Source organism: Streptomyces sp. AgN23 (assembly GCF_001598115.1).
Taxonomy (GTDB): Bacteria; Actinomycetota; Actinomycetes; order Streptomycetales; family Streptomycetaceae; genus Streptomyces; species Streptomyces antimycoticus.
The window spans coordinates 4,081,697-4,107,290 of the sequence record NZ_CP007153.1 but is presented as its reverse complement, the minus strand read 5'-3'; the positions used below and the strand labels follow the sequence as shown (position 1 = coordinate 4,107,290).

The 25,594-nt window shown below is 73.8% G+C and carries 1 protein-coding gene; it reads left to right on the top strand.

The features are described from left to right. Positions 1-11 precede the first annotated feature (11 nt). Positions 12-25,532, top strand: coding sequence for a type I polyketide synthase (locus tag AS97_RS17675; RefSeq protein WP_210565254.1), 25,521 nt, complete (start codon positions 12-14; stop codon positions 25,530-25,532). The last annotated feature ends 62 nt before the right edge of the window (positions 25,533-25,594 follow it).

Genomic DNA, 25,594 nt, shown 5'->3' with positions numbered 1-25,594 from the left:
CGGAGTACACGATGACAACCCCCAACGAAAAGCTCGTTGACGCGCTGCGGGCCTCGCTGAAGGAAACCGAGCGGCTGCGGAAGCAGAACCAGCAGCTCACCGACGCGTCCCGGGAGCCGATCGCCATCGTCGGCATGAGCTGCCGGTTCCCCGGCGGCGTCGGCAGCCCCGAGGAGCTGTGGCGGCTCGTCGCGGACGGCCAGGACGCCATCTCCGGCTTCCCCACCGACCGCGGCTGGGACATCGAGTCGCTGTACGACCCGGACCCGGAGCGCGAGGGCACGTTCTACGCCCGCGGGGGCGGCTTCCTGTACGACGCGAGCCGGTTCGACCCGGGCTTCTTCGGCATCTCGCCGCGCGAGGCCCTCGCCATGGACCCCCAGCAGCGGCTGCTGCTGGAAACCTCGTGGGAGGCGTTCGAGCGGGCCGGGATCGACCCGGACACCATGCGAGGCTCGCGCACCGGCGTGTTCGTCGGCGCGTCCACGCAGGCGTACGGGGCGGGGGAGTATGACCTCCCGGAGGGTGTCGAGGGTCATCTGCTCACCGGCACCGCCTCCAGCGTCGCGTCCGGTCGGCTCTCCTACGCCTTCGGGCTCGAGGGCCCGGCGGCCACCATCGACACCGCCTGCTCGTCCTCCTCGGTCGCGCTGCACCTGGCGGTCCAGGCGCTGCGGCAGAGCGAGTGCTCGCTGGCGCTGGCGGCGGGCGCGACCGTGCTGTCCTCCCCGGATGTGTTCGTGGAGTTCAGCCGTCAGCGCGGGCTCTCCGCCGACGGCCGCTGCAAGTCCTTCGCGGCCTCGGCGGACGGCACCGGCTGGTCCGAGGGCGTCGCGGTGCTGCTGGTCGAGCGGCTGTCGGACGCGCGGCGCAACGGCCACCCGGTGCTCGCGGTGGTGCGCGGCAGCGCGGTGAACCAGGACGGCGCCTCCAACGGCCTGACCGCGCCGAACGGCCCGTCGCAGCGGCGCGTCATCCGGCAGGCCCTGGAGAACGCCCGTCTCACCCCCGCCGATGTGGACGCGGTGGAGGCCCATGGCACGGGCACCACGCTGGGCGACCCCATCGAGGCACAGGCCCTCCTCTCCACCTACGGCAAGGAGCGGCCGGAGGGGCGGCCGCTGTGGCTCGGCTCGCTGAAGTCGAACATCGGCCACACCCAGAACGTCGCCGGTATCGGCGGCGTCATCAAGATGGTCATGGCGATGCGGCACGGGGTGCTGCCGCGGACGCTGCACGTGGACGAGCCCACCCCGCATGTCGACTGGTCGGCGGGAGAGGTGTCCCTGCTGACCGAGGCGCGGCCGTGGCCCGAGACCGGTCAGCCGCGCCGGGCGGGCGTCTCGTCGTTCGGTGTGAGCGGGACCAACGTCCACACCATCATCGAGCAGGCGCCGGAAGCCGAAGCGGCGGAGGCCGCCGCGGCTCCTGTCGTGGCTCCGGCTGTGGTGCCGTGGGTGCTGTCGGGGCGGGGCGTGGCCGCGCTGCGGGACCAGGCCGAGCGGCTGGTGGCGCATGTGGAGGCGAGTGGCGAGCCGCGTCCGGTGGACGTGGGGTTCTCGCTGGCGACCGGGCGGTCCGCCTTCGAACACCGTGCGGTGGTGGTGGCCGAGGACCGGGATGGGCTGCTGGCTGGTCTGGGTGCCCTGGTCGAGGGCCGTGGTGCGCCGGGTGTGGTCGAGGGCTCGGTGGCCGGTGGCAAGGTGGCGTTCCTGTTCACGGGGCAGGGGAGTCAGCGGCTGGGAATGGGGCGTGAGCTGTACGACGCGTATCCGGTGTTCGCGGAGGCGCTGGACGCGGTGTGCGCGGAGCTGGACCGGCATCTTGAGCGGCCTTTGCAGGACGTCCTGTTCGGGGACGACGCCGAGGCGCTGGATCAGACGGGGTTCACTCAGCCCGCGCTGTTCGCGGTCGAGGTGGCGTTGTTCCGTCTCGTTGAGGCGTGGGGTCTGAAGCCGGACTTCCTGTCGGGGCATTCGATCGGTGAGCTGGCCGCCGCGCATGTGGCGGGTGTGTTGTCGCTGGCCGATGCGGCGAAGCTGGTGGCGGCGCGTGGTCGTTTGATGCAGGCGCTTCCGGCCGGTGGCGCGATGATCGCGGTGCAGGCGTCGGAGGACGAGGTGCTGCCCCTGCTGACCGAGCGGGTCAGCGTTGCCGCGCTCAACGGGCCGACGTCGGTGGTCATCGCGGGTGATGAGGACGAGGCTGTCGCGCTTGCCGATGGTTTCGAGGCGCGGGGTCGGAAGACCAAGCGGCTCACCGTCAGCCATGCGTTCCACTCGCCGCGTATGGACGGCATGCTGGAGGCGTTCCGTGAGGTGGCGGAGGGGCTGACGTACGAGGCCCCGCGCATCCCCCTCGTCTCCAACCTCACCGGGAACGTCGTCTCCGCCGAGGAGATCACGACCGCCGACTTCTGGGTGCGCCACGTCCGCGAGGCGGTCCGCTTCCTCGATGGCATACGGACGCTTGAGACGCAGAACGTCTCCACCTTCATCGAACTGGGACCCGACGGTGTGCTCACCGCGATGGCCCAGGACTGCGCGGCCGGCGAGGACGCCGCGTTCATCTCCGCGCTGCGCAAGGGCCGTCCCGAGGCCGAGGCGCTGACCACGGCCATCGCGCGGGCCCACGTCCGCGGCGTGGCGGCGGACTGGGCCGCGTACTTCGCCGGGACCGGCGCGGTTCGGGTCGACCTGCCGACGTACGCCTTCCAGCACGAGCGGTTCTGGCTGGAGCCGGGTGCGGCGTCCGTGGGTGATGTGGCCTCCGTGGGGCTGGAGTTGGCCGGACACCCGCTGCTGGGTGCGGCGGTGCCGCTGGCGGAGTCCGATGGACTCGTCTTCACGGGACGACTGGGCCTCGACACCCATCCGTGGCTGGCCGATCACACGGTCCGGGACGCGGTGATGGTCCCCGGCCCGGCGTTCGTGGAGCTTGCCGTCCGGGCCGGTGACCAGGTCGGTTGCGATCTGCTCGACGAGCTGACCCCGCATGCCCCGCTGGTGCTGCCCGCCCGCGGTGGCGTCCGGCTGCAGGTCACGGTCGGTGCCTCGGACGACGCCGGGCGTCGTTCGTTCACCGTCTCCTCCCGCCCGGAGGACGCCGCCGCCGACACGGCGTGGGTGCGGAACGCGAGCGGTGTGCTCGCCTCCGGCGCCCCCGGCCCGTCGTTCGACCTGGCCGAGTGGCCACCGACCGCCGCCGAGGCGATCGAGACCGAAGCGCTCTACGCCCGGCTGGCCGAGGCCGGGCTGCGGCACGGTCCGGGGTTCCAGGGGCTCACGGCCGCCTGGCGGCGCGGGGACGAACTCTTCGCCGAGGTCCGGCTGGACGACGACGTCAAGCCCGGCGCCGGAGAGTTCGCCGTGCACCCGGCGCTGCTGGACGCCGCCCTGCACGCCCTCCACGGCCGCGAGGGCGCCCAACTGACCGATGTCTGGCAGGGCGTCCGGCTGTACGCGGAGGGCGCGTCCGCGCTGCGCGTACGGATCGCGCCCGCCGGAGCCGACACGGTGACCCTGGCGCTCGCCGATGCCACGGGCGAGCCGGTCGCCGCCGTTGACGCCCTGCGCTGCCGTCCGCTCCCCGACGACCTCACCGGCGACACGGACGTGGCGCGGCAGAGCCTGTTCCGGCTCGACTGGGTGGCCCCGCAGCCCACCTCCGCCGGCCCGGATGCCGCCACCCGCCGTATCGTCCTGGGCGAGGACCCGTTCGGGCTGATCCCGGCCGGAGTGGCCGCCGTCTCCGCCGCTGACCTGGCCGCGCTGGGCGGGTCCGTCGAGGCGGGCGACACCCCCGCCCCGGAGCTGGTCCTCGCATCCTTCGCGCCCGCACCCGGCGGCCCGGAGGAGGACGTGGCCGAGGCCGCGCACCGGGAGGCGCGGCGTGCGCTGGCCCTGGTGCAGGGCTGGCTGGCCGATGAGCGGTTCGCCGAAGCGCGCCTGGTGGTCGTCACCCGGGGCGCGATGGCCGCCGCCGCCGAGGAGGGCGTCACCGATCTGGTGCACGCGCCCCTGTGGGGTCTGGTGCGCTCCGCCGAGACCGAGAACCCCGGCCGCTTCGTCCTCGTCGATCTCGATGACACCTCCGCCGACGCGCTCTCCGACGCCCTGGCCACCGGGGAGCCGGAGCTGGCCCTGCGCGCGGGCCGGGCCCTCGCGCCCCGGCTGGCCCGCGCCTCGGCGCCGGACAACGACACGCAGGCCGCCCCGGCGTTCGACGCCGACGGCACCGTGCTCATCACCGGCGGCACCGGCGCCCTGGGCCGGCTGCTCGCCCGCCACCTGGTCGCCGAGCACGGCGTACGCCACCTGCTGCTGACCAGCCGCCGTGGTGCGGACGCCGACGGCGCCACCGAGCTGGCCGCCGAACTCCGTGAACGCGGCGCCGAGGTCACCCTCGCCGCCTGCGACGCCGCGGACCGCGACGCCCTCGCCGCGACCCTGGCCGCCCTCCCGGCCGGGCGTCCGCTGACGGCCGTCGTGCACACCGCCGGTGTGCTGGACGACGGCACGGCCGCCGCCCTGACGCCCGAGCAGTTGGAGCGGGTGCTGCGTCCGAAGGTGGACGCGGCCTGGAATCTGCACGAGCTGACGCGCGACCTCGACCTGTCCGCGTTCGTGCTGTTCTCCGCCATCGCGGGCACGCTGGGCGGCGCGGGCCAGGCCAACTACGCCGCGGCCAACGTCTTCCTCGACGCGCTCGCCGCCCACCGCCACGCGGCGGGCCTGCCCGCCACCTCGCTGGTGTGGGGCCTGTGGGCACAGTCCGGCGGTATCACCGGCGATCTGACCGAGACCGATCTGCTGCGGTTGGCCCGCAGCGGTATGCGCGCTCTCACCGACGACGAGGGCATGGCCCTCTTCGACGCCGCCCGCCGCACCGGCCGGACCCTGCTGATCCCGGCCCGGCTCGACCTCGCGGCGCTGCGCTCGGCCGCCGGATCCGGTCCGGTCCCGGCGCTGCTGCGCGGGCTGATCCGCACGACCGGCCGGCGCACCGCCGCGGGCGCGCTCGCCGCCGGTTCGTCCCTGGCCCAGCGGCTGCGCGCGCTCTCCCCGAACGAGCGCCGCCGGACGCTGCTGGACCTCGTCCGCGGCCATGTGGCCACGGCCCTCGGCCACGCCTCCGCCGACGCCATCGAGGCCCGCCGCGCCTTCAAGGAGCTGGGCTTCGACTCGCTCACCGCCGTCGAACTGCGCAACCGGCTCTCCGCCGCCACCGGGCTCAAGCTGCCCTCCACGATCGTCTTCGACCACCCGAACCCCACGGTCCTCGCCGACCATCTGCGCGCCGAACTCATCGGCCTGGACGTCGACGGGGCCGAGGCCGAGCACGCGGACCCGGCACTCCCCACTACCGCCGCCTCCCTCGCCGACGACCCGATCGCCATCGTCGCGATGGGCTGCCGCTACCCCGGCGACGTCCGCTCGCCCGAGGACCTGTGGCAGCTCGTGGCCACCGGCTCGGACGCCATCACCGGATTCCCCGTCAACCGCAACTGGGAGAGCCAGTGGGCGGCGGACGGCGACGAGACGGACGCGGCCCCGTCCGACTACGCCCGCGCCGGTGGCTTCCTGCACGACGCGGACCTCTTCGACGCGGCCTTCTTCGGCATCTCGCCGCGTGAGGCCCTGGCCATGGACCCGCAGCAGCGGTTGCTGCTGGAGACGTCGTGGGAGGTGTTCGAGCGCGCCGGGATCGACCCGGACTCGCTGCGTGGCCGCTCGGTCGGCGTGTTCGTGGGCGCGGCCTACAGCGGCTACGACGTCGGCCTGGAGCAGGCCGGCGCGGAGGTCGCGGGCCATGTGATGACGGGCAACGCGGGCAGCGTCATGTCCGGCCGCATCGCCTACGCCCTCGGTCTGGAGGGCCCGGCGGTCACCGTCGACACGGCCTGCTCGTCGTCGCTGGTGGCGCTGCACTGGGCGATCCAGGCACTGCGCCAGGGCGAGTGCACGATGGCGCTCGCGGGCGGTGTCACCGTGATGACGACGCCCGGCCACTTCACCGAGTTCGGCCGCCAGGGCGGCCTGGCCGCCGACGGCCGCTGCAAGGCGTTCGCGGCCGGCGCGGACGGCACCGGCTGGGGCGAGGGCGTCGGCATGCTGCTCGTGGAGCGGCTGTCGGACGCGCGGCGCCACGGCCACCAGGTGCTGGCCGTCGTGCGCGGCTCGGCCGTCAACCAGGACGGTGCGTCGAACGGTCTGACCGCGCCGAACGGCCCGTCCCAGCAGCGCGTCATCCGCAAGGCGCTGACCAGCGCCGGGCTGTCGGCGGGCGATGTGGACGTGGTCGAGGCGCACGGTACGGGGACGACACTGGGCGACCCGATCGAGGCGCAGGCGCTGCTGGCCACCTACGGCCAGGAGCGGGACGCGGAGCGGCCGTTGTGGCTCGGCTCCATCAAGTCCAACATCGGCCATTCCCAGGCGGCGGCCGGTGTCGCGGGCATCATCAAGATGGTGATGGCGATGCGGCACGGTGTGCTGCCGCAGACGCTGCACGTGGACGAGCCGTCGCCGCACGTCGACTGGACGGCCGGGGACATCGCGCTGCTGACGCAGGCGCAGGAGTGGCCGGAGACCGGCCGCGCGCGCCGCGCCGCCGTGTCCTCGTTCGGCATCAGCGGCACCAACGCCCACACCATCATCGAGCAGGCCCCGGCCATCACGGCCGAACCGGTGGAGGAGGAGCCCGAGCGGGGCGGCTCCGATGTGCTGCCGTACGCGCTCTCCGCCAAGGGCACCGACGCCCTGCGGGCCCAGGCCGAGCGGCTCTACGCCCATCTGACCGCGCACTCCGACCTCGCACCGGCCGACGTCGCCCACACCCTGGTCACCGGCCGCGCCGCGCTCGACCACCGCGCGGTGCTGGTCGCGGACGGCAGGGACGAACTGCTGCGCGGCCTCGACGCGCTGGCGCGGGGGGAGTCCGCGCCGGGTGTGGTCGAGGGTGTGGTTGCCGAGGGTGAGCTGGCGTTCCTGTTCACGGGGCAGGGGAGTCAGCGGCTGGGGATGGGTCGTGAGCTGTATGACGCCTATCCGGTGTTCGCGGAGGCGTTGGACGCGGTGTGCGATGAGCTGGACGCGCATCTGGAGCGGCCGTTGAAGACGGTGTTGTTCGGTGAGGATGCCGAGGCGCTGGATCAGACGGGGTTCACTCAGCCGGGGTTGTTCGCGGTCGAGGTGGCCCTGTTCCGTCTCGTTGAGGCGTGGGGTCTGAAGCCGGACTTCCTGTCGGGGCATTCGATTGGTGAGTTGGCCGCGGCGCATGTGGCGGGTGTGTTGTCGCTGGCGGATGCGGCGAAGTTGGTGGCGGCGCGTGGGCGGTTGATGCAGGCGCTTCCGGCGGGTGGCGCGATGATCGCGGTGCAGGCGTCGGAGGACGAGGTGCTGCCCCTGCTGACCGAGCGGGTCAGCATCGCCGCGCTCAACGGGCCGACGTCGGTGGTCATCGCGGGTGATGAGGACGCGGCTGTCGCGCTTGCCGATGGTTTCGAGGCGCGGAGTCGTAAGACCAAGCGGCTCACCGTCAGCCACGCGTTCCACTCGCCGCGTATGGACGGCATGCTGGAGGCGTTCCGCGAGGTGGCGGAGGGGCTGTCGTACGAGGCCCCGCGCATTCCGATCGTCTCCAACCTCACCGGGAGCGTCGTCTCCGCCGAGGAGATCACGACGGCCGACTTCTGGGTGCGCCATGTCCGCGAGGCGGTCCGCTTCCTCGACGGTGTGCGGACGTTGGAAGCCCAAGGCGTCACGACCTTCGTGGAGCTGGGCCCCGACGGTGTCCTGACCGCGATGGCGCAGGAGTGTGTGACCGGTGGCAACGCCGCGTTTGTCTCCGTGCTGCGCAAGGGCCGTCCCGAGGCCGAGGCGCTGACTACGGCCATCGCGCGGGCCCACGTCCGCGGCGTGGCGGCGGACTGGGCCGCGTACTTCGCCGGGACCGGCGCGGTTCGCGTCGACCTGCCGACGTACGCCTTCCAGCGCCGTCGCTACTGGCCCGAGGAGCCGGTGGCGAGCCTGGCCGCCGCCGGTGTCGACGGCTGGCGGTACCAGGTGGCGTGGAAGCCGCTGTCGCTGGGCTCCGCGGCCCGGCTGTCCGGGGTATGGCTCGTCGCCGCGCCGGCCGAGGACACCGCCGCCGACGCGTGGACGGACGGTGTCGTCCGTACGCTGACGGAGCGGGGCGCCGAGGTGCGGCGGCTCGACCTGGCCGCCGAGGACCGGGCGGGCATCGCCGAGCGGCTGCGTACGGCGGCCGATGGTGGCGTCGCGGCCGGTGTGCTCTCGCTGCTGGCCACCGGGGACACAGACGCGCTGCTGCCCACGGCCGCCCTCGTGCAGGCCATGGGCGACGCCGCGATCGACGCGCCGCTGTGGTGTGCCACCCGGGGCGCCGTCTCGACGGGGCGCCAGGGCGAGCTGGTGGACCCGGCCCGCGCCCAGGTGTGGGGGCTCGGCCGGGTGGCGGCGCTGGAGCTGCCCGACCGCTGGGGCGGTCTCATCGACCTCCCCGAGACCATGACCGACCGGGTGCTGTCGCGGCTCGCGGTCGTGCTCGCCGGGGCCGGGGACGAGGACCAGATCGCCGTCCGCGCCTCCGGGGTGTTCGGCCGTCGGCTGGCGCGGGCGACCGCACGGCAGGTGGCGGAGGCCGAGGGCTGGAGCGCTCGCGGCACGGTGCTGGTGACGGGCGGTACGGGCGCGCTGGGCGGCCAGGTGGCCCGTTGGCTGATCGGCAAGGGCGCCGAGCACGTGGTGCTCACCAGCCGCCGGGGCCTCGACGCCCCGGGCGCGGCCGAGCTGCGCGATGAACTCGCCGCCTCCGGCGCCCGGATCACCGTCGCCGCCTGCGACGTGGCCGACCGGGAGGCCCTGGCCGGACTGCTGGACGGCCTTCCCGCCGAGCTGCCGCTGACGGCCGTGGTGCACGCGGCCGGAGTGCTGGACGACGGCATTCTGGAGTCGCTGACCCCCGAGCGCTTCGCCTCCGTCCTGCGTGCGAAGGTCGACGCCGCGCTCGCGCTGGACGAGCTGACGCGCGAGCTGGACCTCTCCGCGTTCGTGCTGTTCTCCTCGACCAGCGGCACCGTCGGCGCCGCGGGCCAGGCCAACTACGCCGCCGCGAACGCCTTCCTGGACGCGCTCGCCCAGCGGCGGCGCGCCGAGGGCTTGCCCGCCACCTCGATCGCCTGGGGCCCGTGGGCCGCGGGCGGTATGGCCGCCGACGAGGCGCTGGAGCAGCGCATGCGCCGGGCCGGGATGCCGCCCATGGACGCCGATCTCGCGATCGACGCCCTGCAGCGCGCCCTCGACTTGGGCGACGCGGCCGTGACCGTGGCGGATGTCGACTGGGACCGGTTCGCCACCGGCTTCACCGCGGGCCGCCCCAGCCCCCTGCTGGCCGACCTGCCCGAGGTGCGCCAGGCCGCCACGCGCGGCACCGCCACCGCGACCGGCGAGACCGCGCCCGTCGAGACGGCCTCCGCGCTCGCGCGGCGGCTCCTCGGCCTGCCCGAGGCGGAGCGCCACCGGGCGCTGCTGGATCTCGTACGGACCCATGTGGCGGAGGTCCTCGGCCACGCCGATGTGTCCGACATCAGCGCCGAACGGGCCTTCCGGGAGATCGGCTTCGACTCCCTCACCGCCGTCGAACTGCGCAATGGCCTGGGCGCCGCCACCGATCTGCGGCTTCCCGCCACCCTCATCTACGACTACCCGACGCCGCTCGCCCTCGCCGACCACCTCTTCGCCGAACTGCTCGGCGGGCAGGTGGCGGTCACGGGCGGCGCGTCACCGGTGGCGGGCGTGGCGGCCGACGACGATCCGATCGCGATCGTCGCGATGAGCTGCCGCTTCCCGGGCGGTGTCCGCACCCCCGAGGAGCTGTGGCAACTGCTGGTGTCCGGCACGGACGCCATCGTGGACATGCCCGCCGACCGCGGCTGGGACCTCCGGACGCTCTACAACCCGGACCCGGACGTCGAGGGCACCTCGTACGCCCGCGAGGGCGGCTTCCTGAGCGACGCGGCCGACTTCGACCCGGCGTTCTTCGGCATCTCGCCGCGCGAGGCCCTGGCCATGGACCCGCAGCAGCGGCTGCTGCTGGAGACCTCCTGGGAGGCGTTCGAGCGGGCCGGGATCGACCCGGCAACGCTGCGCGGCTCCACCGCCGGTGTCTTCGTCGGCACCAACGGCCAGGACTATCTCTCCCTGCTGCTGGGCGACTCGCAGGGCCTCGAAGGCCACATGGGCACCGGCAACGCGGCCAGCGTGATTTCGGGCCGGCTCGCCTACACCTTCGGTCTCGAAGGCCCGGCGGTCACCATCGACACCGCCTGCTCCTCCTCGCTGGTCGCCCTCCACTCGGCGATCCAGGCGCTGCGCGGCGGCGAGTGCTCGATCGCGCTCGCGGGCGGTGTGACCGTGATGTCGACGCCCGGTGTGTTCGTGGACTTCAGCCGTCAGCGCGGGCTCGCCGAGGACGGCCGGATCAAGGCGTTCGCGGCCGGTGCGGACGGCACCGGCTGGGGCGAGGGCGTCGGCATGCTGCTCGTCGAGCGGCTCTCGGACGCGCGCCGCAATGGCCATCCGGTGCTCGCGCTCGTACGCGGCACGGCCGTCAACCAGGACGGTGCGTCCAATGGTCTGACGGCGCCGAACGGGCCGTCGCAGCAGCGCGTCATCCGCCAGGCGCTGGCCGGTGCCGGTCTGGCCCCGTCCGAGGTGGACGCGGTCGAGGCCCATGGCACGGGCACCCGGCTGGGCGACCCGATCGAGGCGCAGGCGCTGCTCGCCACGTACGGGCAGGACCGGGCGGAGGGGCAGCCGCTGCTGCTCGGCTCCATCAAGTCCAACATCGGCCACACGCAGGCCGCGGCCGGTGTCGCCGGCGTGATGAAGATGGTCCTCGCCATGCGGCACGGGGTGCTGCCGCGGACACTGCACGTGGACGAGCCCACCCCGCATGTCGATTGGTCGGCGGGCGACATCAGCCTGCTGACGGAGCAGGTGGAGTGGCCGGAGACCGGCCATCCGCGCCGCGCGGGCATCTCCTCCTTCGGCTTCAGCGGCACCAATGCCCACGCCGTGGTGGAAGAGGCCCCGGCGGCTGACGTTGTTGAGACCGTTGAGTCCGCCCATGAGGGCGGGGCGGCCCTGCCGGTGCTGCTCTCGGCCCGGACGGCGGAGGGGCTGCGCAAGCAGGCCCAGCAGTTGCACGGCCACCTGACCGAGCGGACCGAGTTGCGGACGGCCGACCTCGGCTACGCGCTCGCCGTGGGCCGCTCGGCGTTCGAGGAGCGCGCGGCGCTGGTCGCCGAGGACCGGGACGGGCTGCTGTCCGGGCTGGAGGCGCTCGCCGAGGGGCGCACGGCGGCCGGGCTCGTTCAGGGTTCGGTGGCCGGTGGCCGGGTGGCGTTCCTGTTCACGGGGCAGGGGAGTCAGCGGCTGGGGATGGGCCGTGCGCTGTACGACGCGTATCCGGTGTTCGCGGAGGCGTTGGACGCGGTCTGCGATGAGCTGGACGCGCATCTGGAGCGGCCGTTGAAGACGGTGCTGTTCGGGGATGACGCCGAGGCGCTGGATCAGACCGGTTTCACTCAGCCCGCGTTGTTCGCGGTCGAGGTGGCGTTGTTCCGGCTGATGGAGGCGTGGGGTCTGCGTGCGGACTTCCTGTCGGGGCATTCGATTGGTGAGTTGGCCGCGGCGCATGTGGCGGGTGTGTTGTCGCTGGCCGATGCGGCGAAGCTGGTGGCGGCGCGTGGTCGTTTGATGCAGGCGCTTCCGGCGGGTGGCGCGATGATCGCGGTGCAGGCGTCGGAGGACGAGGTGGCGCCGCTGCTGACCGACCGTGTGTCGATCGCCGCGCTGAACGGTCCGGCGTCGGTGGTCATCGCGGGTGATGAGGACGCGGCTGTCGCGCTTGCCGATGGTTTCGAGGCGCGGGGTCGTAAGACCAAGCGGCTCACGGTCAGCCATGCGTTCCACTCGCCGCGTATGGACGGAATGTTGGATGCCTTCCGTGCGGTGGCCGAGGGGCTGTCCTACGAGGCCCCGCGCATTCCGATCGTGTCCAACCTGACCGGGAGCGTCGTCTCCGCCGAGGAGATCACCAGCCCGGACTTCTGGGTGCGCCATGTCCGCGAGGCGGTCCGCTTCCTCGACGGTGTGCGGACGTTGGAAGCCCAAGGCGTCACGACCTTCGTGGAGCTGGGCCCCGATGGCGTCCTGACCGCGATGGCGCAGGAGTGTGTGACCGGTGGCAACGCCGCGTTCGTCTCCGTGCTGCGCAAGGACCGTCCCGAGGCCGAGGCGCTGACGACGGCCGTGGCACGGGCACATGTGCGCGGTGTGGCGGTGGACTGGGCGGCCTTCTACGCCGGGACCGGTGCCACTCGACTGGCGCCGGACGAGCTGGCCGAGCTGCCCACGTACGCCTTCCAGCGGCAGCGCTACTGGCCGAAGGTCTCCTCGCTGTTCCTCGGTGACGTGGCCGCGGTCGGGCTGGGCGAGGCCGAGCATCCGCTGCTCGGTGCCAGCGCCGAACTACCCAGCGCCGATGGGATGTTGTTCACCGGGCGGCTGGCGCTTTCCACGCACCCGTGGCTGGCCGATCACACGATCATGGACACCGTGCTGCTGCCGGGCACCGCGTTTGTGGAGCTGGCGGTCCGGGCCGGTGACCAGGTCGGCTGCGAGGTGCTGGAGGAGCTGACCCTCGAAGCGCCGCTGGTCCTGACCGAGGACGGCGGCGTCCAGCTACGGCTGTGGGTCGGCGCGGCCGATGACACCGGCCGGCGCCCGCTGGAGCTGCATTCCCGCGCCGAGCACCTGTCGGCCGAGGAGCCGTGGACCCGGCATGCTTCCGGTGTCCTGGTGTCCGACGGTGCGCCGGAGGCGGCGTTTGAGCTGACCGCATGGCCTCCGGCGGACGCCGCCGAGGTGGAGGTCGGCGACCGTTACGCCGAGCTGCGGGACGTCGGTTTCGCGTACGGCCCCGCGTTCCAGGGGCTGCGCAAGGCATGGCGGCGCGGTGGCGAGGTGTTCGCCGAGGTGGCGTTGGACGAGGGGACGGCCGAGGAGGCCGCCGCGTTCGGTCTGCACCCGGCGCTGCTGGACGCCGCGCTGCACGCACTCGGCCTGGCCGGGCTCGGCGGCACCGAGACCGAGGGGCGGCTGCCGTTCGCCTGGACCGGGGTGTCGCTGTACGCGAGCGGCGCGGCCACGCTGCGGGTGCGGATGGCCGCCGTGGGCGGCGACGGCGTCCGGCTGGAGATCGCGGACGCCGCGGGCACGCCGGTCGCGGCCGTGGACTCGCTGGTGCTGCGCCCGGTCTCGGCCGAGCAGCTGCAGAGCGCGCGGACGGCGTACCACGAGTCGCTGTACCGCGTGGAGTGGACGACGGCCGGGATGGTGGACGCCTCCGGGGCGGACGTTGCGACCGACGGCCGCTGGGCGGCCCTGGGCACGGACACCCTGGGCCTCACCACCTACCCGGACCTGGCCGCGCTGGGCGAGGCCATCGATTCCGGAACGGCACTGCCGGAATACGTCGTGGTGGACCTGGCGGCTCAAGCCCGTGTAGACGCAGCACTTGAGGGCCCAGGTGCGGCAAATCAAGCCTGTGCGGCGATTGAGGACATGCCCGAAGGGCGTCCGGGCGTGCACTCGGACGGCGCGGCATCTGAAGGCCCGGGTGCGGCATCTCCAGCCCGTCCGGCGTTTGAGGACCGGGGCCTTGGGGCGGAGCCCCAAGTATCGGGAAGGGGCGGGGTGGGGGAAAGCCCCGCGCCCGCCACCACGGCGCATCAGGCCACCACCCAGGTGCTGGGCCTGCTGCAGCAGTGGCTGGCCGACGACCGCTTCACGGACTCACGCCTGGTCCTGCTGACCTCGGGGACCGTGGCCACAGAGCCCGGTGAGCCGGTGCCGGATCCGGCAGGCGCCGCCGTCCGCGGTCTGGTGCGTTCGGCGCAGTCCGAGAACCCGGACAGGCTCCTCCTCATCGACCTCGACGGCCACGACGACGCGCAGACCGCACCGCCCGCACTGCCCGCACTGTCCGCAGTGCTCGCGAGCGGCGAGCCCGAGGTCGCGGTGCGCCAGGGCGTCCTCAAGGCGCCACGCCTGGCCCGCGCCGGCTCGGCGGCCGACAGCGAGGCCCCGGAGTGGAACCCGGACGGTACGGTGCTGGTCACCGGCGCCTCCGGTTCGCTGGGCGGCCTGTTCGCCCGCCACCTGGTGGCGGAGCGTGGCGTACGGCAGCTGCTCCTGCTGAGTCGCCGTGGCGACCAGGCCCCGGGCGCGGCCGAACTCGACGCCGAGTTGGTCGAGTTGGGGGCAAGCGTGCGCTGGGCGGCGTGTGATGTGGCGGACCGGGACGCGCTCGCCGCGACCCTCGCCGCCATCCCCGCCGAGCATCCGCTCACGGCCGTCATCCACACCGCCGGTGTGCTGGACGACGGCGTGATCGGCTCCCTCACCCCCGAGCGTGTCGACCACGTCATGCGCCCGAAGGTGGACGCGGCCTGGAACCTCCACGAGCTGACCCGCGACCAGGACATCTCGGCGTTCGTCCTGTTCTCCTCGGCCGCCGGTGTGTTCGGCGGCCCGGGCCAGGGCAACTACGCGGCCGCCAACGTCTTCCTGGACGCCCTCGCCCAGCACCGCGCCGCCCAAGGCCTGCCGGCCACCGCGCTGGCGTGGGGCCTGTGGGCCGGTGGCGGCATGGGCGACACCCTCGACGAGGCCGACATCACCCGGATGCGGCGGGCCGGAGTGCCCCCGCTGCCGGTGGCGGAGGGGCTGCGGCTCTTCGACGCCGCGCTGACCGTCGACGAGGCGTCGCTGGTGCCGATGCGCCTGGACCTCGCGGCGCTGCGCAACCAGCCCGCCATCTCGCCGCTGCTGCGTGGCCTGGTGCGGGTCCCGGCGCGGCGCGCGGTGGACGCGGTCGCGGCGGGCGGCGAGTCCGGCCTGGCCGGGCGGCTCGCCGGGCTGAGCACGGCGGAGCAGGAGCGGCTGCTGCTGGACCTGGTCCGCGCGCAGGTGGCGACCGTACTCGGCTACGCGGGTGCGGAAACCATCGGCTCCGGGCGGGCGTTCAAGGATCTGGGATTCGACTCGCTGACAGCCGTTGAGCTGCGCAACCAGCTCAACGCGGTCACCGGGCTGCGGCTGCCCGCGACGCTCGTCTTCGACTATCCGGACCCGCGGGTTCTGGCTCGCCATCTGCGGACCGAGCTGGTGGGCGAGGAGTCGGCGGGGGCGCACACCCCGGTCCCGGTGACGGCCGTCACCGAGGACGAGCCGATCGCCATCGTCGGGATGAGCTGCCGTTACCCGGGCGGGGTCTCCACCCCCGAGGAGCTGTGGCAGCTCGTCATCGGTGCCACCGACGCCATCTCCGACTTCCCCGTCGACCGTGGCTGGGACCTCGACGCGCTCTACAGCGACGACCCCGACCAGGTGGGCACCAGCTACACCCGCGAGGGCGGCTTCCTGCACGACGCCGCCGACTTCGACCCGGACTTCTTCGGGATCAACCCGCGCGAGGCCATGGCGATGGATCCGCAGCAGCGGCTGCTGTTGGAGACGTCGTGGGAGGCGTTCGAGCGCGCGGGCATCGACCCGGCGGCCGTACGCGGCAGCAAGACCGGTGTCTTCGCGGGCGTCATGTACCACGACTATCTGACCCGGCTGACCGCCGTCCCCGAGGGGCTGGAGGGCTACCTCGGCACGGGGGGCGCGGGCTCCATCGCCTCGGGCCGGGTGGCGTACACCTTCGGGCTCGAAGGCCCGGCGGTCACCATCGACACGGCGTGCTCGTCGTCGCTGGTGGCGCTGCACCTGGCCGCGCAGGCACTGCGCAACGGCGAATGTTCGCTGGCGCTGGCCGGTGGTGTGACCGTCATGGCCACCCCGGACACGTTCATCGACTTCAGCCGTCAGCAGGGCCTGTCCACCGACGGCCGGTGCAAGTCCTTCGCGGCGTCGGCGGACGGCACCGGCTGGGCCGAGGGCGCGGGCATGCTGCTCGTCGAGCGGCTCTCGGACGCGCGGCGCAACGGCCACCGCGTCCTGGCGATCGTGCGGGGTTCGGCCATCAACCAGGACGGCGCGTCCAACGGTCTGACGGCGCCCAATGGCCCGTCCCAGCAGCGCGTCATCCGCGACGCGCTGACCAGCGCCCGGCTCACCACCGCCGATGTCGATGTGGTGGAGGCGCATGGCACGGGCACGACGCTGGGCGACCCGATCGAGGCCCAGGCCCTGCTCGCCACCTACGGCCGCGGCCGGCCGGAGGGGCAGCCGCTGTGGCTCGGCTCGCTGAAGTCCAACATCGGCCACACCCAGGCCGCCGCGGGTGTCGCGGGCATCATCAAGATGATCATGGCGATGCGGCACGGTGTGCTGCCGCGGACGCTGCACATCGACGAGCCCACCCCGCATGTCGACTGGTCGGCCGGCGACCTCGAGCTGCTGACCGAGGCCCGGCCGTGGCCGGAGCTCGGCCGGCCGCGCCGAGCGGCCATCTCGTCGTTCGGCGTGAGCGGCACGAACGCGCACACGATCATCGAGCAGCCCCCGGCCCCCGAGGAGATCCCCGCGACCGCTCCGGTGGCGGAGCTGCCGACGGTGCCCTGGGTGCTCTCGGGCAAATCCGAGGCCGCCCTGCGCGGCCAGGCCGAACGGCTCCTCGCCCACCTCGGCACCCACCCCGACCTGGACACCACCGACGTCGGCTACGCGCTGGCGACGGGCCGGGCGGCGCTGGAGCGGCGCGCGGTCGTCGTCGGCGAGGACCGGGACCGGCTGCTGTCCGGCCTGGAGGCGCTGGCGCGCGGCGAGTCGGCCGCGGGACTGGTCCAGGGGACGGTGGTCGAGGGCGGCAAGGTGGCGTTCCTGTTCACCGGTCAGGGCAGCCAGCGGCTGGGGATGGGGCGTGAGCTGTATGACGCCTATCCGGTGTTCGCGGAGGCGTTGGACGCGGTGTGCGATGAGCTGGACGCGCATCTGGAGCGGCCGTTGAAGACGGTGTTGTTCGGTGAGGATGCCGAGGCGCTGGATCAGACCGGTTTCACTCAGCCCGCGTTGTTCGCGGTCGAGGTGGCGTTGTTCCGGTTGGTGGAGGCGTGGGGTCTGCGGCCCGACTTCCTGTCGGGGCATTCGATCGGCGAGCTGGCCGCCGCGCACGTGGCGGGTGTGCTCTCGCTCGCGGACGCGGCGAAGCTGGTGGCCGCCCGCGGGCGGCTGATGCAGGAGCTGCCGGCCGGTGGCGCGATGATCGCCGTCCAGGCGTCCGAGGACGAGGTGCTGCCCCTGCTGACCGAGCGGGTCAGTATCGCCGCGCTCAACGGGCCGACGTCGGTGGTCATCGCGGGTGACGAGGACGCGGCTGTCGCGCTTGCCGATGGTTTCGAGGCGCGGGGTCGGAAGACCAAGCGGCTCACCGTCAGCCACGCGTTCCACTCGCCGCGTATGGACGGCATGTTGGATGCCTTCCGTGAGGTGGCGGAGGGGCTGTCGTACGAGGCCCCGCGCATTCCGATCGTTTCCAATCTCACCGGGAACGTCGTCTCCGCCGAGGAGATCACGACCGCCGACTTCTGGGTGCGCCACGTCCGCGAAGCGGTCCGCTTCCTCGATGGCGTCCGGACGATGGAAGACCAGGGCGTCACCACCTACGTCGAGTTGGGCCCGGACGGTGTCCTCACCGCCATGGCCCAGGAGTGCGTCTCCGGCGATGCCGCCGCCTTCGTCTCGGCGCTCCGCAAGGGACGTACCGAGCCGGGAGCGATGACCACTGCCCTCGCCGCGCTGCACACCCGGGGGCTCGCCCTGGACTGGTCGGCGTTCTTCGCCGGTACGGGAGCCCGCGCGATCGAGCTGCCGACCTACGCCTTCCAGCGGCAGCGCTTCTGGGTGGAGAACCCGGAGGAGGTCCGCGCGGCCGTCGCGGCCATGGATTCCGTGGACGCGCGGTTCTGGGAGGCCGTCGAGCGGGAGGACTTGGAGGCGCTGGCCGGGACGCTCCAGTCCGAGGACGCCGACGCGCTCACCTCGCTGGGCGCCGTTCTGCCGGTGCTGTCCTCGTGGCGGCGCCGCCAGGGCGAGCGGTCCACCGTGGACGCGTGGCGCTACCAGGTGACCTGGAAGCCGGTGGCCGCCCGCGCCGAGGCGGCGCTGACCGGCCGCTGGCTGGTCGTCACCGCCGCCGAAGAGGTGGACGGCGCGCTGGCCGAGGGTGTCGTACGGACGCTGTCCGCACGCGGCGCCGAGGTCCAGCGGGTCGAGCTGGCCGTCGGGGACCGTACGGGCATGGCCGAGCGGCTGGCCGAGGCGGTCGCCGACGCTCCGCCGGCCGGGGTGTTCGCGCTGCCGTCCCTCGCCGAAAGCACCGAGGGCGCCGAAGGCACCGAAAGCACCGAGGTCGCCGAGGGCGCCGACGGGCTGCTCCGTACGGCCGCCCTGGCACAGGCGCTGGGCGATCTGGGCGTGGACGCGCCGCTGTGGGTTGCCACGCGCGGCGCGGTTTCGACCGGCCGCGCGGACGGTCCGGTGGACCCGTCGCAGGCCCGGGTCTGGGGCCTGGGCCGGGTCGCGGCCCTGGAACTGGCCGAGCGATGGGGCGGTCTCGTCGATCTGCCGGAGACGGTGGACGACCGGGCGCTGTCGCGGCTGGCGGGCGTGCTGGCCGGTGGCCAGGGCGAGGACCAGGTGGCGGTGCGCGCCTCCGGCGTCTTCGGCCGCCGGCTGACCCGGGCCGCCGACACCGGGCACGGCCGCGACTGGCGGCCGGGCGCGGGCTCGGTCCTGGTGACCGGCGGTACGGGCGCGCTGGGCGCGCATGTGGCCCGCTGGCTGATCGACAAGGGCGCCGAACACGTGGTGCTCACCAGCCGCCGTGGCCTCGACGCCCCCGGCGCGGCCGAGCTGCGGGACGAACTCACCGCCTCGGGCGCCCGGGTGACCGTCGCGGCCTGCGACGCCGCCGACCGCGAGGCGCTGGCCGCGCTGGTGGCCGGGCTTCCGGCCGAACTGCCGCTGACGGCGGTGGTGCACGCGGCCGGGGTGCTGGACGACGGCGTACTGGAGTCGCTGACCCCCGAGCGCTTCGCCTCCGTTCTGCGCGCCAAGGCCGAGGCCGCCGCCAATCTGCACGAGCTGACGCGGGACCTGGACCTGACGGCCTTCGTCCTGTTCTCCTCGTTCGCGGGCTCGATCGGCGCCGCCGGTCAGGCCAACTACGCGGCGGCGAACGCCTTCCTGGACGCGCTCGCCGAGCGCCGCCGGGCCGAGGGCCTGCCCGCCACTTCGGTGGCCTGGGGCCCGTGGGCCGAGGGCGGGATGGCCGCGGACGACGCGCTGGAGCAGCGCATGCGCCGCGCCGGTGTGCCGCCGATGGCGGCGGACCTGGCCATCGCCGCGCTGCAGCGCGCGCTGGACCTGGACGAGACCGCGGTGACCGTCGCGGACATCGACTGGGAGCGGCTGGCCCCCGGCTTCACCGCCTCCCGGCCGAGCCCGCTGCTGCTGGAGCTGCCCGAGGTGCGTACCGCGCTGGAGGCCGAAGGCGGGCGGACGGCCCGTACGGCCGGTGGCGGCGGCGCGGACGAGTCCTCGCTGGCCCGGCGGCTCGCCGGCGTCCCGGCTGCCGAGCGCGAGCGGATGCTGCTGGACCTGGTGCGCTCGGCCGTGGCCGATGTGCTGGGCCACTCCGACGCGGAGGCCGTGGAGGCGGACCGGGCGTTCCGGGATCTGGGCTTCGACTCGCTGACGGCCGTCGAGCTGCGCAACCGCATGAACACCGTGACCGGGCTGCGGCTGCCGCCCACGCTGGTGTACGACTACCCGTCGTCCTCGGCGCTCGCCGCTCACCTCCGTACGGAGATCCTGGGCGAGGAGAGCGCGGCCGGGGCGGTCGCCGGTGTGCCGTCCACGACGGTGGCCGTCGCCGACGATCCGATCGCGATCGTCGGGATGAGCTGCCGCTTCCCGGGTGGTGTGCGGTCGCCGGAGGAGCTGTGGCGGCTGCTGGTCTCCGGGCAGGACGCGGTGACGGGCTTCCCGGCCGACCGTGGCTGGGACCTGGAGGCGCTGTACGACCCGGACTCCGCCACCGAGAACACGAGCTATGTCCGCGAGGGGGGATTCCTGGCGGACGCCGGGGACTTCGACGCCTCGTTCTTCGGGATCTCGCCGCGTGAGGCGCTTGCCATGGATCCGCAGCAGCGGTTGCTGCTGGAGACCTCGTGGGAGGCGTTCGAGCGGGCCGGGATCGACCCGACGACGCTGCGCGGTCAGCAGGTCGGCGTGTTCGCGGGCACCAACGGCCAGGACTACATGTCGCTCGTCCTCCACTCGCCGGACGGCGGCGATGGGTTCATGGGGACGGGCAACGCGGCCAGTGTGATGTCTGGTCGGGTGTCGTATGCGCTGGGTCTTGAGGGCCCGGCGGTGACGGTGGATACCGCGTGTTCGTCGTCGTTGGTGGCGTTGCACTGGGCGATTCAGGCGTTGCGGGCGGGTGAGTGCTCGTTGGCGTTGGCCGGTGGTGTGACGGTGATGTCGACGCCGGGTTCGTTCGTGGACTTCAGCCGTCAGCGGGGGCTGGCGGAGGATGGCCGGATCAAGGCGTTCGCGGCTGGTGCGGATGGCACCGGTTGGGGCGAGGGCGTGGGCATGCTGCTCGTCGAGAGGCTGTCGGACGCTCAGCGCCATGGCCATGAGGTGCTGGCGGTCGTCCGCGGCTCCGCGATCAACCAGGATGGTGCGTCCAACGGTCTGACGGCGCCGAACGGTCCCTCGCAGCAGCGGGTGATCCGGCAGGCGCTGGCCGGTGCGGGTCTTTCCGCGTCCGAGGTGGACGCGGTCGAGGCGCACGGCACCGGTACGACGCTGGGCGACCCGATCGAGGCGCAGGCGCTGCTCGCCACCTACGGCCAGGAGCGGGACCCCGAGCGGCCCCTGCTGCTCGGCTCCATCAAGTCCAACATCGGGCACACGCAGGCCGCGGCCGGTGTCGCCGGTGTGATGAAGATGGTGCTGGCGCTGCGGCACGGTGTGCTGCCGCCGACCCTGCACGTGGACGAGCCGACCCCGCATGTCGACTGGTCCGCCGGTGAGCTGGAGCTGCTGACCGAGGCGCGGGAGTGGCCGGAGACCGGCCGTCCGCGCCGGGCGGCGGTCTCCGCGTTCGGCATCAGCGGCACCAACGCGCACACCCTGCTGGAGCAGGCCCCGGAGCCGAAGGAGACCCCCGCCGTCGCTCCGGCGGTGGAGCTGCCGACCGTGCCGTGGGTGCTGTCGGCAAAGTCGCCGGCCGCCGTCCGCGGCCAGGCCGAACGGCTCCTGGCCCACCTCGGCGGCGAGACCGCACCGGCCGCCACCGATGTGGCCTACTCGCTCGCCACGACCCGCGCCGCCCTGGACCACCGGGCCGTGCTCACCGCGGACAGCGGGGACGGGCTGCCGGCCGGTCTCGCGGCGCTGGCGCGGGGCGAGTCCGAGGTGCCGGGCCTGGTCGAGGGCTCGGTGGCCGGTGGCAAGGTGGCGTTCCTCTTCACGGGGCAGGGCAGCCAGCGGCTCGGCATGGGCCGTGAGCTGTACGACACCTTCCCGGTGTTCGCGGACGCGCTGGACGAGGTGTGCGCCCACCTGGACGCGCATCTGGAGCGGCCGCTGCGGGAGGTGCTGTTCGGCGACGACGCCGCCGCGCTGGACCGGACCGGCTTCACCCAGCCCGCGCTGTTCGCCATCGAGGTGGCGCTGTTCCGGCTGGTGGAGACCTGGGGTCTGAAGGCGGACTTCCTGTCCGGCCACTCGATCGGTGAGCTGGCGGCCGGCCATGTGGCGGGTGTGCTCTCGCTCGCGGACGCGGCGAAGCTGGTGGCCGCGCGTGGCCGGCTGATGCAGGAGCTGCCTGCCGGTGGCGCGATGATCGCCGTCCAGGCGTCCGAGGACGAGGTGGCGCCGCTGCTGACCGAGCGGGTGTCGATCGGCGCGCTCAACGGGCCGACGTCGGTCGTGGTCGCGGGTGATGAGGACGAGGCGCTGCGGATTGCCGCGGCGTTCGAGGCGCAGGGGCGTAAGACCAAGCGCCTCACCGTGAGCCACGCGTTCCACTCGCCGCGCATGGACGGGATGCTGGACGCGTTCCGCGAGGTCGCGGAGGGCCTGACCTACGAGGCCCCGCGCATTCCGATCGTCTCCAACCTGACCGGGAGCGTCGTCTCCGCCGAGGAGATCACGAGCCCCGGCTTCTGGGTGCGCCACGTCCGCGAGGCCGTCCGCTTCCTCGACGGCGTCCGTACCCTCGAAACCCGGGGCGTGACCACCTTCGTGGAGCTGGGCCCCGACGGTGTCCTCACCGCCATGGCCCAGGACTGCCTGGCCGAGCCCGACGCGGCCGAGCTGCTGCCCGCGCTGCGCAAGGGCAGGCCGGAGGCCGAGGCGCTGACCGGCGCGCTGGCCCGGCTGTATGTCCGCGGCCTGGCCCCGGACTGGGAGGCGTTCTTCGCCGGTACGGGTGCGCGGAGGGTCGCGCTGCCGACGTACGCCTTCCAGCGCAGCCGCTACTGGGTCGACGCCCAGCTGAGCCTGGACGAGGTCGCCTCGGCGGGGCTCGGCTCGGCCGATCACCCGCTGCTGGGCGCGGCGGTGGAACTGCCCGACGCGGACGCGTATGTGTTCTCCGGGCGGCTGTCGCTCGCCTCGCACACGTGGCTGGCGGACCACACGGCCGCGGACACGGCCGTGCTGCCCGGCTCCGCGTTCGTGGAGCTGGCGGTGCGCGCCGGGGACCATGTGGGCTGTGGGCTGCTGGCGGAGCTGACCCTGGACGAGCCGCTGATCCTGCCGGAGCGCGGCGGGGTGCGGCTGCGGGTGTCGGTCGGCGAGCCGGACGCCGACGGGCGTCGCCCGCTGGGCGTGTACGGGCGGGACGAGCGCGCGGAGGCGGACCGGCCGTGGACCCGGCACGCCGCCGGTGTGCTCGCCTCGGGCGCGGCCCCGGCGGGTGGCGGCGTTGAGTCGCTGTCCGTGTGGCCGCCCGCCGACGCGGAAGCGGTCGACACCGATGAGTTGTACGCGACCATGGCGCGTGCCGGACTGCTGCACGGTCCCGCGTTCCAGGGCCTGCGCCGCGTCTGGCGGCGTGGCGAGGAGTTGTTCGCGGAGGTCCGCGTCGCGGCGGAGCGGCAGCCCGAGGCCGCCCGCTTCGCCCTGCACCCGGCCCTGCTGGACGGTGCGCTGCAGCCGCTCGTGCTGGGCGCGGGCGGTGCCACGGTGGCGCGCTCCTGGCGTGGGGTGAGCGTGTACGCGGTCGGCGCCGAGGCGCTGCGCGTACGGCTGGCGCTGACCGAGGACGGCGCCGTGTCGATGGTGGCGGCCGATGAGACGGGTGCGCTCGTCGCGTCGGTGGACGCGCTGGAGACCGGGGCGCTGGAGGTGGACCGGATCGCCGGTGCGACCGCCTCCGACCGCCATGAGTCGCTGTTCCGCATCGACTGGGCGCCGGTGGCGGCACCCTCGAAGGAGCCCTCAACGGCGTCCTCGCAGGCGCCTTCGCAGACCGTGTCGGCGGGCTTCGCCGTCATCGGCGGCGATGAGCTCAAGCTGAGCGTGGCCCTGGAGACGGCCGGGTTCCGCGCCGCGGTCCACGACGACCTCGTCTCGCTGAACGCGGCGGTCGAGGCGGGCGAGGCCGCGCCGGACACCGTGCTGGTGCCGTTCCCGCCGGAGCCGGGCGCCGAGGGCGGCCTCGCCGCCGGTGCGCACACGGCCACCCACCGCGTCCTGGGCCTGCTCCAGGAGTGGCTGGGCGGCGGCCGGCCCGGTTCGGCCCGGCTGGTCGTGGTCACCCGTGGCGCGGTCGCCGCGGCCGCCGACCCGGCGGTGGCGGACCTGGTGCACGCGCCGGTGTGGGGTCTGCTGCGCTCGGCGCAGACGGAGAACCCGGGCCAGTTCGTGCTGCTGGACGTGGACGGCGAGGTGTCCTACCCGGTGATCGCGGCGGCGCTGGACTCGGGCGAGCCCGAGCTGGCGCTGCGCGCCGGGGCGGCGTACGCGCCGCGCCTGGCCAGGGTCGAGGCGGCTCAGGCAGCCGAGGTGTTGGAGAAGAAGGCCATCGACCCGGACGGCACGGTGCTGATCACCGGCGCCACCGGCGGTCTGGGCAGGTTGTTCGCCCGCCATCTGGCCACCGCGCACGGCGCCCGCCATCTGCTGCTCACCAGCCGCAGCGGCCCCGCCGCCGACGGTATGGCCGAACTGGTGGCGGAACTCGCCGAGTTGGGCGCACAGGCCACCGTCGCCGCATGCGACGCGGCCGACCGGGAGGCGCTGGCCGGGCTGCTGGCCGCGATTCCGGCCGACCGTCCGCTGACGGCCGTGGTGCACACCGCGGGCGTCCTCGACGACGGTGTCATCGACATGCTGACGCCCGAGCGGGTGGACACGGCGCTGCGGCCCAAGGTCGACGCTGCGGTCAACCTGCACGAGCTGACCCGCGATCTGGACCTGTCGGCCTTCGTGCTCTTCTCGGCCGCGGCCGGCACGCTGGGCGGCGCGGGCCAGGGTGGCTACGCGGCGGCGAACGTCTTCCTCGACGCCCTCGCCGGCCACCGCCGCGCCACCGGCCGTACCGCACTGTCCCTGGTGTGGGGCATGTGGGCCGAGGAGCGGGGCATGGGCGGCCGGCTCGGCGAGGCCGACCAGCAGCGGGCGGCGCGCGGCGGGGTGCTGCCGCTGTCCGCCGAGGAGGGGCTCGCCCTCTTCGACGCGGCCCACGCCGTGGCGGACGAGGCGGTGCTGGTGCCCGTGCGGCTGGAGATGGCGACGCTGCGCGCCGCCGCCGCCACCGGGGAACTGCTGCCGCTCTACCGCGGTCTGGTGCGCACGCCCGTGCGCCGCGCCGCGACCGGCGGCCCCGCCGCCCCGGAGGCGGTGGCGGACACCGGGGACGGCACGCTGGCCCAGCGGCTGGCCGGGCAGTCGGAGGCCCAGCAGCAGCTGACCGTGCTGGACCTGGTCCGCCGTCAGGTGGCGGCCGTGCTGGGCTACGCCTCCAAGGACCAGGTGGGCGCCGAGCAGGCGTTCAAGGATCTGGGCTTCGACTCGCTGACGGCCGTGGAACTGCGGAACCGGCTGAACGCGGCCACCGGGCTGCGGCTGACGGCCACGCTGGTCTACGACTACCCGACACCGGTGGCGCTCGCGCGGCATCTGCGTCAGGAAGTGGCGCCGGAGGCCGACGGCCCCGGAGTGTCCGTACTGGAGGAACTGGAGCGGCTGGAGAACAGCCTGTCCTCGCTGACGCCGGAGGATCTGGCATCGGTGACGGAGGACGAGGCCGCGCATGCGAACATCGCGGTACGCCTCCAGACGCTGCTCGCGAAGTGGAACGACGTGCGTCGCACCGCGGACGACGCCGGGGCGGACGCCGAGGCGGACGCGTTCGAAGAGGTCAGTGACGACGATCTCTTCGACTTCATCGACAAGAGGTTCGGCAACGGCTGAAGCGCGGCAGCACACCCACCCGAACCCCCCCGACGAACCAGAGCATTGCGAATAGGTGAACG